Origin of the sequence: Kordia jejudonensis, assembly GCF_001005315.1 — a bacterium.
GTDB classification, from domain to species: Bacteria; Bacteroidota; Bacteroidia; order Flavobacteriales; family Flavobacteriaceae; genus Kordia; species Kordia jejudonensis.
Window position 1 is genome coordinate 1 of sequence record NZ_LBMG01000011.1, and the last position, 13,305, is coordinate 13,305.

11 protein-coding genes are annotated in these 13,305 nt (G+C 34.4%); 7 read left to right on the forward strand and 4 right to left on the reverse strand.

Annotated features, from left to right (window positions below):
* Positions 1 to 256 precede the first annotated feature (256 nt).
* Both AA089_RS07805 and AA089_RS07810 read right to left on the reverse strand, forming a co-directional pair.
* On the reverse strand, positions 257 to 775 hold the full coding sequence (locus tag AA089_RS07805; protein ID WP_046756387.1) for a hypothetical protein: 519 nt from the start codon (positions 773 to 775) through the stop codon (positions 257 to 259).
* Between the two features lie 194 nt (positions 776 to 969).
* On the reverse strand, positions 970 to 3,597 hold the full coding sequence (locus AA089_RS07810) for a DUF5916 domain-containing protein (RefSeq protein ID WP_046756388.1): 2,628 nt from the start codon (positions 3,595 to 3,597) through the stop codon (positions 970 to 972).
* Positions 3,598 to 3,779: 182 nt separating this feature from the next.
* On the opposite strand from AA089_RS07810, the gene AA089_RS07815 reads away from it, so the two are divergent.
* From AA089_RS07815 to AA089_RS07845, 7 genes are all read left to right on the forward strand, one after another.
* Complete coding sequence (locus tag AA089_RS07815; protein ID WP_156168945.1) at positions 3,780 to 4,685, forward strand: nucleotidyltransferase domain-containing protein; 906 nt, start codon at positions 3,780 to 3,782, stop codon at positions 4,683 to 4,685.
* Positions 4,678 to 6,141, forward strand: a complete 1,464-nt coding sequence (locus AA089_RS07820; protein WP_046756390.1) for a B12-binding domain-containing radical SAM protein — start codon at positions 4,678 to 4,680, stop codon at positions 6,139 to 6,141. Before AA089_RS07815 ends, AA089_RS07820 begins: the two co-directional genes overlap by 8 nt.
* The gene (locus AA089_RS07825; RefSeq protein WP_046756391.1) at positions 6,134 to 6,919 is read left to right on the forward strand and encodes a class I SAM-dependent methyltransferase; all 786 of its coding nucleotides are present in this window, start codon (positions 6,134 to 6,136) and stop codon (positions 6,917 to 6,919) included. Before AA089_RS07820 ends, AA089_RS07825 begins: the two co-directional genes overlap by 8 nt.
* A gap of 194 nt (positions 6,920 to 7,113) precedes the next feature.
* A complete protein-coding gene (locus AA089_RS07830; RefSeq protein WP_046756392.1) occupies positions 7,114 to 7,494 on the forward strand; it encodes a four helix bundle protein in 381 nt (126 codons plus the stop codon).
* A gap of 15 nt (positions 7,495 to 7,509) precedes the next feature.
* Positions 7,510 to 8,895: a B12-binding domain-containing radical SAM protein gene (locus AA089_RS07835; protein WP_046756393.1), complete on the forward strand. Its 1,386-nt coding sequence runs from the start codon at positions 7,510 to 7,512 to the stop codon at positions 8,893 to 8,895.
* Positions 8,892 to 9,644 carry a class I SAM-dependent methyltransferase gene (locus AA089_RS07840; protein WP_053002272.1) on the forward strand — a complete coding sequence of 251 codons (753 nt, stop codon included), beginning with the start codon at positions 8,892 to 8,894 and terminating at the stop codon, positions 9,642 to 9,644. The genes AA089_RS07835 and AA089_RS07840 overlap by 4 nt, the downstream gene beginning before the upstream one ends.
* A gap of 3 nt (positions 9,645 to 9,647) precedes the next feature.
* On the forward strand, positions 9,648 to 10,748 hold the full coding sequence (locus AA089_RS07845) for an SGNH/GDSL hydrolase family protein (RefSeq protein WP_046756394.1): 1,101 nt from the start codon (positions 9,648 to 9,650) through the stop codon (positions 10,746 to 10,748).
* A gap of 275 nt (positions 10,749 to 11,023) precedes the next feature.
* On the opposite strand, the gene AA089_RS07855 is transcribed toward AA089_RS07845, so the two are convergent.
* Both AA089_RS07855 and AA089_RS07860 read right to left on the reverse strand, forming a co-directional pair.
* Positions 11,024 to 12,442: a B12-binding domain-containing radical SAM protein gene (locus AA089_RS07855; protein WP_241479978.1), complete on the reverse strand. Its 1,419-nt coding sequence runs from the start codon at positions 12,440 to 12,442 to the stop codon at positions 11,024 to 11,026.
* 30 nt (positions 12,443 to 12,472) lie between these two features.
* Complete coding sequence (locus tag AA089_RS07860; protein ID WP_046756397.1) at positions 12,473 to 13,213, reverse strand: glycosyltransferase family 2 protein; 741 nt, start codon at positions 13,211 to 13,213, stop codon at positions 12,473 to 12,475.
* Between the last annotated feature and the right edge of the window lie 92 nt (positions 13,214 to 13,305).

The following is a 13,305-nucleotide window of genomic DNA, read 5'->3' on the forward strand; positions in this document are numbered from 1 at the left end:
AGTGTCAACGAATTACTTAACCTTTACAGAAACGACAAAATCAGCTTGAAAAATATGGCATCCAATGTATCCGTTTTATAAATGATAACATAAAACATCATATGCTTAGCGTTCTAATTGCTTTGGAAGAGAAAGTTGTAGAATTGACCTCTATATAATTACAACCCATAAATCTCCTTAAAGAGATATACTAAAAAAAGCACTAAAAGTTAAAACTTCTAGTGCTTTTTTATAAACTTTCAGGTAATATTATAGCTTATTGTCTTGTATATACAACTCTAACATTTTCTTCAGTTACTACACTAAATCCGTCAGAAAAGATTTCGAATCCTTGTGGAATTACAAATGAAAACTGATTGTTTAGATCAAATGTAGCATTAACTATGTCTCCATATTCATCTTGAAAAGTTACAGAACTTCCATTTGACGACCAATTTAGAAGAAAAATATCTGTTTCATTTACACAGTCTAATGTATATGTAAATTCATCTGTTGTCCCAACAACCAACTCTGCTGTTACGTCTAAATATGATGTTGATGTTGCAGTAGCTGTTCCGTTTGCGTTGATCAAAATAGTTTCGTTTTGGTAGCAATTGGTTTCAGAAATAAGATCTCTACTTGCTGTTCCATCGCCATTGAAGTCATATGAGTTTTCAACTTCAAATGAAGTCATTCTCCAAGTTCCTGTAAGCGTAATTTCTGCTGCGGCATCGTCATCTGACGAACACGAGATTAAAAAAATACTCAATACGGTAAGTAATACTAATTTTTTCATACTATTTTTTAATAATGTTTAATGTGTAATGGCATCTTTTTGTCAAAATGCGAGTCGAAATTAATATAAAAAAATTACCTAATCGCACCTTCTTCCAATTAAATATTAAAATTCAATAATAAATCATTTATTTACAAGCGTAAGTTATGAACATAGTGGATTCCTGCCTTTGCAGGAATGACAAAAAATACTCATCAAAGTACAAATCGATACGTAAACTTCATTAAAAAGATATTTTCAGGTTGTTGTCCCAAAATTTGATTGTCCAAACTGCGCAATAAATGATCACGCGTGTTTCCAAAACCTGTCGTTCCTTGCGACCATACTAAGAATAATTCTGATCCAGGAATGTATTCCCAACGCAACACCAAATTAGATCGAAACTGCACAAAAGCAAAATCAGGATTTCCTATGGAATAATCTATATTTCCATCAGCATCTTCATCAATTGCGTAGGAATCAGAAGCCGCATCAAAGCTAATTTCATTGGGTTGATATTGATAAAAACGATCATTTAAATCATCCGCAATGGAATTCGTTACGTATTTAAAATCTTTATAACGGCCAATTGACACAAACGGCTGTCCATAATATTGAATCGACAAGTTTGGATTGATCGTATAATTGAAACGAATTGCCGCACTTAATGTCTGATTGTCAATATCTCCCAAAATATAACGTGTAGTTCCGTTAGTATCGGCTTGTGTTACATATTGTGTTTTATTCGGATTGTAATTGTACTGCGGACTGATTGAAATTCGCATGGCATCCGTTGGTTGATAAGTAACATCGCCACTTACTTCAATGAACGTAAAATTGTCTTGTTTAGCTTTCGAATACACCATTCCCCAACTGGTTCGGAGTTTTTTACGTTCGTCAGTGCCAAAAAATGCATAGCCAAAGTTTTCTTGTGAAAATCGCCAACGTGGTCCACCACGCAAAAATGTATTGATGTAAATTCGTGGTTTGTGTGCGCCGCCGATATCAATAAACCAGTTATTTAAAAATCGAAAATTGGTGTTAAATTCGTATTGAATTCGATTAAAGTTTCCTTCAAAATCATAAGTTGTATATTGTGAAAATCGCGCAGAAATACCTCTAAAATTCCCAAAAGATTTTGTAGTTTGATATCTAATATTTGCATACTGACGAATTAAATCTGCCTGACGTAAAAATCCAATATCATTGAGTTCTAATTCTGGCGAACGCCATATAAGTCCTGCGTCATAACGCCACGTTCCGCTACCTGCTTTTCCAAATTCGAGCTTTCCTCCTGTTCCTGTTAAAGAGGTTCTATTTGGATCAACATTCACGTGACCTGCATCAATACGTTGAAATAAATGTGTCAATGAGTTTTGCGTACTCGCAATGGCTTCTTTGCTTCCTTGCACATGACTTGCCACAACGTTTCCTTGTAAATAATACGTTCGGTCTTTCCAATTGTGCGTAAAATCTAATCCGCCTGTATATGCAGCTCTGTGCAGGAAATCTAAATTTGGTTCCAATCGACGATTGGTCGCTGTAAAAATTCCACCAATGAACGTATTTCGTTCGTTAAAATCTTTTTGCAAGCGTCCTACAAAATAATTGGTCAATGGTTCTACCAATTCTCGCCTGCGTGTTCCATTGTTGTCTATTTCGGCAAATTCTCTTCCTGTAACACTTTCGAGCACACCAATAGACCATCCGTTTTTCGTCTTTCCACTAAATTTTGCAGCACCTAAAATGGTAGAATTTTGAGGTTGATTTACAAATTCTTGTGAAGCTGTATTTGGAAAGCCTTGCGGATTACGTCCAATGCGTCGTGAGTAGAATACATTGTCTTGGTCGTTGGCAAATTGATAGTCAAATATATTTTTATTTTCCACAAAAAATGGTCGTTGTTCTCGGAAGAAAATCTGAAAACCATCCAATGCAATTGCTGCCGGATCTGCTTCTACTTGTCCAAAATCGGGATTAATAGTAAAATCTAATGTCAAATCGTTGGTCACGCCAATTTTTCCATCCAATCCACCATTCAATGTAAAATCATTTCCGTCACGAAACGGATTGCCAGCTTCCTCAGGATACGTATCTAATTGGGTGACTACATACGGCTGAATTTCAACTTGTTTTTGTGGTTTTATATTTTTCAAACCGTGCAATTCGCCAAATTCACTTACCCAACCTGGTGCATCTAATGGAATTCGTTGCCAAGTGGAGCGTTCTTCTTTTCTAAAAAAACGACGTTGTACTTGCAAGCCCCAAATTTGTTCTTCGCTTTTTCCAAAGCGTAATTGACTCAAAGGAATTTTCATTTCCGCTGTCCAACCTTCACTATCAATAGCTGTTTTGGTATACCAAATTGGGTTCCAGCTTCCGTCCCAATTGTTCCCATTATTTGAAATAAATTCGTCTCCTTTTACACCAGCTGCGGTTACCGTGAATGAAAATCCTGTCCGTAAATCATGGTAACTATCGATATTAATTTCAACCCAATCGCCATCAAAACCATCTCTACGAGACAAGCGTTTTACAATTTGATCAGGATTTGCATCAATGGCACGAACTGCTACATATAAAAATTTCGCATCGTACATAATTTTAAACTTCGTTTGTTCTGTTGGTGGTGTATTTTCGTCTGGTCTATTCTCAATAAAATCTGTAGCCCAGTCAACTGCATTCCAACTCGCGTCATCTAACACTCCATCAATTTTGGGTGCTTCGCCTGTAAATGTATTCGTTGTGTATATTCGTTTGGGGATAGATTTTGTCGTTTCTTGAGCAAATCCGAGAAAAAAACAGCAAAAAAAGCCTATAATTGTGCATAGGGAAAGTTTCATTAGTCGTTTTTTGATTGATTGATTGTTATAAAAGTAATAAACCTTGTAAAATTGCGCCTATTTTTGACAAAAATTAACACTTATTCAGAAAGAAAATAAATAGAAATACTTCCTTTTTTTATTGGATACACGTAGTTAGGAAACTATTATTTTAATTACATTTGGAATGAAAACAATAAATTGTGAGTGCCTTAAAAACCATATTATATTTTTCCCTCTTTAAATATCCGTTGACCCGAACTGAAATTTTTCAATTTTCGGATAACACGAATCAAAAGGAGATTGATAGTGAAATTGATTTGCTATTGGAAAAAGGTGTCATTTATAATTTTGATGGTTTTTATATTGATGTAAATAATCCTGATCGTATAGAACGCAGGTTGAAAGGAAACGAAATGGCAAGAAACATTATGCCCAAAGCGGTAAAAGTTTCTAGAAAAATTGCCAAATTCCCATACGTAAAAGCGGTTTGTTTATCTGGTGCTTTGTCAAAAGGTTTTTACGATGATGAGGGCGATTTTGACTTTTTCATCATTACAAAACCAAATCGTTTGTGGATCGCTAGAACCTTACTCGTTTTGTACAAAAAGATATTTTTACTAAACTCTAAAAAATACTTTTGTGTCAACTATTTTATCAGCACAGATCAACTAGAAATTTCAGAACAAAACTTGTTTACTGCCACTGAGATTGCTACACTCATTCCATTGTATGGAAAAGATACATTTAAAGATTTCTTGGTTAATAATCAATGGGCTACTCCATATTTTCCAAACAAACCAGCTCCTAAAATGAGTACGATTAGAGACACTGAAAAAAGTGGTTTCTCTAAGCTGATTCAAAACATATGTAATGGTGCTTTTGGATTAAAAATAGATCAATATCTACAAAAACTTACAATCAAAAAGTGGCGAAGTAAATTTAAACACTTAGCGCAAGAAGATTTTAATATTGCCATGAAATCAACAAGACATGTATCTAAACATCATCCGCAAAACTATCAAAACAAGGTAATTACACGACTGAACGAGCGTTACGATGAAGTTATAAAACAGTACAATTTGAAATATCCCGAAAAGCATGCTTGATGTTGTTTTTTCACACTCGTATTATTATAAGTTTGATGCCAAACAATGGAAAAATCAAACACCTTATCCGCCTTTAGGAACATTGTATGCCGCTTCTTATTTGCGTGAAAACGGATATACTGTTGGTGTATTTGACGCCAATCTTTTGGATGATCCAAAAACTATTCAACCTTATTTGGAAGAAAAAAAGCCAAATACATTTGTAATTTACGATGATGGCTTTAATTACTTGACAAAAATGTGCTTGACGACGATGCGTGAAGCCGCTTTTGAAATGATTAAAATTGCCAAAAATCTAGATTGTCATGTCATTATTTGTAGCTCAGATTCTACAGATCATTATGAAAAATATTTGGCTGCTGGCGCTGATTTTGTCATTCAAGGAGAAGGCGAAATCTCTTTAAAAGAATTGGTAGATGCTTTATCCAACAATGAAGATACTTCAAAAATAAAAGGATTGGTTTTTGAAAAAGATGGCGAATTTGTCAAGAATCCAAAACATCCTGTATTGCGTAATTTGGACGAATTGCCAATGCCAGCTTGGGATTTAATTGACATTGAACCCTATCGAAAAATTTGGGAAAATGGTGGCAATGAATTTACCCTAAATATGGCAACAACGCGTGGTTGTCCGTTTAAATGTAATTGGTGCGCAAAGCCAATTTATGGAAATCGCTACAACTCGCATTCGCCCGAATACATTACAAAACACATTAAATATTTGAGTGACACATATAATGTGAATCGTTTTTGGATGTGTGATGATATTTTTGGCTTAAAGCCAAATTGGGTTCAGAATTTTAACAAAGAACTCAAATCTGCACAACTTTCCATTTCCTATTACATACAAAGTCGCGTTGATTTGTTATTAAAAGAAGATACCATAGAAGCTTTAGCTGAAAGTGGATTGGAAGAAGTTTGGGTTGGTGCTGAAAGTGGTTCGCAAGCCATTTTGGATGCCATGGATAAAGAAACGAAAGTGGAACAAATTTATGAAGCGACACGCTTATTGAAACAAAAAAATGTGCGTGTAGCGTTTTTTATTCAGTTTGGTTATTTGGAAGAAACGAAAGAAGACATTCAAAAAACAATTGACATGATTAAAGAGTTGGTTCCTGATAATATTGGAGTTTCTGTTTCGTATCCGCTTCCAGGAACTAAATTTTACGATAAAGTCAAAGATGACTTACAATTAAAAGCAAATTGGACAGATTCCGACGATTTGGCAATGATGTTTAAAGGTACGTACAACACACAATTTTACAGAAAACTACAACGCTACGTTCACAAAGAATTTCGGAAAAGTCAAGCAGTCCAGAACTTTAAAAAATTCTTTAAAAATCCGTTTTCAATTTCAAAATCAGAGTTACGCTCCATGATTTTGTTAGGATATTATATTCCTTCCGCGTTTGTAGATAAGTTGCAATTAAAAAATATGGAGAATACCCATGCATAGTGATTTTGATATAGCTGCACCACAATACGATGATATTTTCACGTATTCAAATATTGGAAAAGCACAACGAAAACTTGTCTTTAGGCATATAAATTCGATCATAAAACAAGGTAAAAACCTATCTATTTTAGAATTAAATTGTGGCACAGGCGCTGATGCAATTGAATTTGCAAAACTAAATCACGATGTAATTGCTACCGATATTTCTTCGGGAATGATTGAAGTTGCAAAAGCAAAACCACATTCGAAAAATTTACAGTTTAAAGTTCAAGATATTACAACCATTACAAAAGATACATTTGCTAAAAAGTTCGATTTTATTTTTTCAGACTTTGGTGGTATCAATTGTTTATCACAAGCGCAATTGAAAACATTTTTTCAAACCGCCGCTGATTTATTACAACCAAACGGAAAATTAGCCATTGTATTAATGCCAAAAAATTGTTTATGGGAACGTTTGTATTTCACCTTAAAAGGCGATAAAACAAAAGCTACCAGACGAAATACAACCGAAAGTGTAGTTGCCAATGTTGATGGCGTTGGTGTAGAAACTTGGTATTACAATCCGAAAGATATTGCTGCTTTAGCAACTGATTTTTTTATCACTACTAAAGTAAAACCGATTGGTGTGACGATTCCGCCATCTTATTTAGAACAATCGTTTCTAGCTAAATTTCCGATGTTGCCTATTTTCAAAGGATTCGATTCAATTTTGACAGCTTCTTCCTTAGCGAAGTACGCTGATCATTTTTTAATTATTTTAGAAAAGAAAGGGTAGTGTTGGTTTCTGGTTTCTGGTTTCTGGTTTCTGGTTTCTGGTTTCTGGTTTCTGGTTTCTGGTTTCTGGTTAAGTTGTATTTTTTTTTGCAAAACTTATAAATCGTAAAACTTTTGTATTCTAAATAAGCTATTTTCTTGTTTTTGGTTATTAGTTTGTCCTCTTTGGTTAGTATATTTGAGATGTAAATTATTATGGAGAAAAAAAGTTATCAAGACTTAGATATTTATAAAAAAGCTTTCAATTTAAGCTTACAAGTTCATGAAATTTCATTGTCATTGCCTAAATATGAATTATATGAACAAGGCAGTCAAGTAAGAAGGTCTTCTAAATCAATCACAGCAAATATTGTGGAAGGTTATGGCAGAAATAGATATAAAGCTGATTTTATTAAATTCTTGGTTTATGCACAGGCTTCTTGTGACGAAACCATAAATCATTTACATTGCATAGCAGAAATTCATAATAAAAAAAATGAACTGAATCCTATGTTGGAATCATACATAATTTTAGGTAAACAAATCAACAAGTTTATCACATATGTAGATAGAAGTTGGAATACTAAAATAACCTGAAACCAGTAACAACCAATGAGCATCATTCTCACACATACTTATTACCTTTTTGAAGATGTGAAAGAACAAAGCATCATGCGTCCATATGCGCCGTTGGGTTTGTTGTATATTTCTGCCTATTTGAATGAACATAAAGTAGAAAATCATGTGTACGATGCTACATTTTATTCCAAAGAAGCGCAGTTGCGATTTATTGAAGAAAAACAACCAAAAGCGGTTGCTATTTACACCAATTTGATGACAAAAATTAATGTTGTCAAACTGATTGAAATTTTAAAAAATGACGCGCTTTATGGTTTTCCAAAGATAATTTTGGGCGGACCCGATATTACTTATAATCTAGAAAATTACCTCAATATTGGTGCCGATTTTTTAATTATTGGCGAAGGCGAACAAACTACCTTAGAACTCTACAAAGCAATTGTAAACAAAGATGATTTTACCGAAATCCATGGAATTGCATATCTGGAAAATGATGAAGTGGTTAAAACGCCACCGCGAATGCGCATGAAAAGTCTCAAAGAATTGCCGTTGCCAAACAGAGCTGCAATTCCTGTAGAGAAATACTTGGAAACATGGAAAACACATCACGGCCAAAGTTCTATGACGGTAAGTACGCAGCGCGGTTGCCCGTATACATGCAAATGGTGTAGTACGGCTGTTTATGGACAAAGTTATAGAAGACGTCCGCCAAATATGGTTGCCGAAGAGTTAAAAATGTTGAAGGAAACCTACAATCCTGATAGTATTTGGTTTGTAGACGATGTATTTAGTGTAAGTCACAAATGGATTGAACTTTTTCATGAAGAAGTTATAAAGCAAGATGCGATAATTCCGTTTGAATGCATTACACGCGCTGAACGCTTGAACGATCATATTTTGCAATTACTAAAGGAAGCAGGTTGTTATCGCATTTGGATTGGCGCCGAAAGTGGTTCACAAAAAATAATTGACGCTATGGATCGTCGTGTAGATGTAGATGTCGTTAAAACTGCCATTCAAAAAACCAATGAACTTGGCATGGAAACGGGAACATTTATCATGGTGGGTTATCCTGGCGAAGACGAACAAGACATCAGCGAAACCATTCAATATCTAAAAGCGGCAAATCCGACACATTTTACCATTACTGTTGCGTATCCAATTAAGGGAACATCTTTGTACAATGAAATTGAAGACAAAATTACGGTACAACCAGCATGGAATACGTCAACAGATCGTGAAATTGATTTTAAACGTACATATTCTCGCAAATTTTATGATTTTGCAGTGCGTCATATTGTGAATGAAGTAAATTATAATAAGGAAAAACTTAAAGGAAAAAATCGTAGCTTGCTGGCATCTGTAAAACTAAAAACAAAATCAATTCTAGCTCAAACTGGAATGAAAATTTACAAATGAGATTAGATTTTAGCCGCATTACCCAACAACAAAATGTATATTATTTAACGCCCGAAGATGCTGGTTTTTCTCAGTATTATCTCGCTGTGCGCGAAAAAGAACAACGAATTTTAACAGATCCAGAAGTTCGAAAATTACCTTATTTGGAACGTGATGAATGGCCATATCGTATCAAATCTACCGAACGTTTTTTATCCTATATAAGTAAAAAAACTGAAACGTTACATATGTTGACAATCGGTTGTGGAAATGGCTGGTTTTCTAATAAAATTGCAGAAGTTTCTTCTAAAAACGAAGTTATTGGTTTAGATGTAAATCGTGATGAATTGGAACAAGCCGCGCGTATTTTTAAAACTAAAAATCTTCATTTTGTGTATGCTGATATTTTCAACGTTTCCGATATGTTTGAAGCCAAATTTGACATCATTACACTCAATGGCGCGATTCAATATTTTAAAGATTTTAAAGAGTTAATGACACTTTTAACCTCTTTTTTAACACCAAATGGCGAAATTCATATTATTGACAGTCCTTTTTATGCAACAGATGAAATTCCTGCAGCCAAACAACGGACACAGGAATATTATGAATCAATTGGAGTTCCTGAAATGACTAAAAATTATGTACATCATGATAAAAAATTAGTCGCAGATTTTGACATCTTATACACATACAAACGAAATATTATTCACAAGATTTTAGGTAAAAAAGAGTCTCCTTTTTCTTGGTATCGATTTATAAAAAAGTAACCAATGGCACGTAAAAGCTTCGTTAAAAAATTAAAATATTACAGCATTTTTACAATCATCCTATTGATTATTGCTGAAATTATATTGTCACTACTTGAAGTGGTGCCAACCAATTACTATGTAAATACACCAAACTCAGGATTTACTTGGAAAATCAATCCAGATGAAATCACAGGAATTCAACAAGATTCAGAAGTTTCTTTTGACGAATTGGGCGCGCGTTCTATTTCTAATTACGAAGATGCCAATCATAAAATTGTTGTCTTTGGTGGAAGTACGACGGCATGTTTTGCGCTGACACAAGAAAAAACCTGGCCAGCATTGCTGGAAAAGGAATTGGGCGATTCCTATTGGGTTGGAAATTTTGGAAGACCTGGAAACAATAGCAGTCATCATGCATTACAGTTTAAGTATACGCTTGACAAACCGCAATTGAGTGATGCAAAAACGGTAGTAGTGATGTTAGGTGTGAATGATTTTGTTGGATATCTAATTTCTCCAGATCGCTATTTGCATCTTCCTGAAAACAACTTGAAACGCTTTGCTTTTCAGCATGTTCCAAATGATCATCTGCCATTTTACAAACGACTGACTTTATATCAGTTAGCATCAAGGGCCAAACAAAATATTACGTTTTATTTTAAACATAAAGATTACTTAACGCAAACATCTTTAGATATCAGAGCGTTAAAAAAGAAGTCAAAAATTGTATCCGAATTGCCAAATTTAGAAGCTGGTTTAGCTCACTATGAGAAAAATATTCTTGATCTTATTGAACAAGCAAAAGCTAAAAATATTAGACTCGTTTTTGTGACGCAAGCAACTATGTGGCGACCAGATTTAGAACCAAAATATGAGGAATTAATGATTACAAGCGGATTTGAGAATAACGAAGCATTTTACAGTACACCAGCACTTTACGAAGGTATGGAAGTATTTAATGAACGTTTAAAAGAAATTTGCAAACAACAAAATATTGCTTGTATCGATTTACAATTGCCAAAAACTACAGAATCTTTTTATGATGATTTTCATTTTAATGAATCTGGAGCTAAATTGACTGCGGAACAACTTTCAGAAGCATTGCGCAAAGTATTGGAATAGTTTTGAAATAAAATGATTTATCTGTGGATTCCTGCCTGCGCAGGAATGACAAAAGTCTATCTAACTAGCAAAGCAACCCAAAAGCAAAGCGTTCCAAAAGCAAAGCATTCCAAAAGCAAAGCAACCCAAAAGTAAAACGAGCCAAAAGCAAAGCGTTCCAAGAGCGAAGCAACCCAAAAGCAAAGCAATCCAAAAGCGAAGCGTTCCAAAAGCAAAGCGACCCAAAAGCAAAGCAATCCAAAAGCAAAGCAATCCAAAAGCAAAGCGTATCCGAATTACGCTAACTGTTGTTTCTTAAAGAAGGTATCTACAATTTTCTTTTCAACTGGCGCTTTAAAATATTTTCGCTTGCAACGCCATCTTGCAATCAGTTGTAATGGTTTGTATATCCACTTTTGATTCGAATAGGCGAATTTTAGGTAGAATTTAAATTTTTCAAAGAAATCGTACTTTTCTTTACTCACCCAAGGTCCTGACGAACCTACAAAGTCAAAATCTGACCATTCATGAACGGTTTCAGGCAATTTATAACCTTCTTTCACTACATTATCTGTAATGGTCGTTCCTGGATAGGGTTTAAAGTAAAAAATTGGTGTGTGAAAATTTGGATGCATGCTATTCAAATCGAGCGCAACTTTTACCGTTTCTTCAATACTTTTGTCCGTTTCTTCTGGGAAACCAACAATAAACGGAAACTGTACAGCAATCCCTAAATCTTTACAACGTTCGGCACACATGTACACTTGCTCAACTTTGATATCTTTTTTGAGCCAATTCATCATTTCTTGCGAACCAGATTCGACTCCAATTAACAAACGACGCAATCCTGATTTTGCACAAATTTTAAAATCTTCCACGGACATTCTAGAACCTTGATCGGCACGCATCGTAGCTGCCCACGTAATATTTAGTCCTTTTTCAATCATGCGTTCAGAAATTTCAATCACACGATCTCGATACGTGAAATAGGTTTCGTCTTGCAAATTCAAATCGGTAAACTGATATTTTTCATGAAGTTCCGCCAGTTTATTTACCATAATTTCTGGCGAAATTGCCGTCCATTTTCTATTATATACAAAAGGATCTGCACAAAAAGTACATCTAAAATAGCAACCTGTCGATGAAATATAATCAAGTTGTCTTCTTCCTTTCTTTTCAAAGTATTTTTCTACATCAATCAACTCATAATTAATGTCTGCAAAGGTATCCATGGCAACAATGACACGTGGCGGATTTTTAATTATTTCGCCTTCTTCATTTCTGTAACAAATTCCTTTTACAGCAGAAACATCTCCAGTAGTAGCATACGCTTCCACCAATTCTTTAAATGTATCTTCTCCTTGTCCTTGTGCCGTCACATCAATACAAATTTCGTCTTTCAAGGTTTGTTTTGGAAATAATGAAGTATGCCATCCGCCCCAAATTATAGGAATATCTTGACGCATCTTTTTTACAGCCTGCGTTACGTTTAGCGCATCTTTTATAGGTCTTCCCGTTAACACCGTTGTTCCAAAACACAAAGCTTCATCAATGTGTTTTTCAATAGTTTCCAACGGTTTTTCATCAATTCGACCATCTACAATAATGACTTCGTATTTTTCAGGGTCTAACACAGAACCAATGGCAAGCAAAGCAAGTGGCATGTCAAAAAACACGGCTATTGGATTGTATAATAAGATTTTATGCTTTTTCAAAACGGGCAATTTTAGTTATAAATATACTGACTATTTAAATATTTGAAATGACTTTAGTTTCTTTTTATGCAAATAATACTGAATTGATACCTTCAAAACACCCAAACCATACGTTACGCTTCGTTGAAAATTGATTGATGAACTTTCGCTTGAATAGGTTGTGGGACAAGTAATTTCGGCAATTTCAAAACCTTTATTGAAAATTTGACAAATCATTTGATTATCAAAAATAAAATCATCTGAATTGTGTTCCAAATGCAACGAATTTAATACTTCCGCAGAAAAAGCTCTGAAACCTGTATGGTATTCGGATAACTTTTGACCAATTACAATATTTTGAAATAATGTCAAAAAACGATTCGCAATGTACTTATACATAGGCATGCCGCCGCGCAACGCACCTTTGCCCAAAATTCTTGATCCCATCACAACAGGATACACATCATTTGCAATCAAATATGCCATAGAATGTATCAATTTGGGCGTGTATTGATAATCAGGATGCAACATTACTACAATATCGCCATCTAACGATAATGCTTTTTGATAACAGCTTTTTTGATTCGCACCATATCCTTTATTTTTATCATGCTTTATCACATATTTAATCCCTAATGATTTAGCAACTGCTAAGGTTTCATCTGTACTATTATCGTCTACCAAAACCACTTCATCTACAATATCGAACGGAATTTCGTTGTACGTTTTTTGCAACGTTTCCGAAGCATTATAGGCAGGAAGTACAATAATTATTTTCTTAGAATTGATCATGGATTTATCGCTTAATTTGGTAAAAAATGTAAAAAAGAATCCTATTTTTTTACGAACGACAATTTAACAACTATATTTAGATACGCAAAACA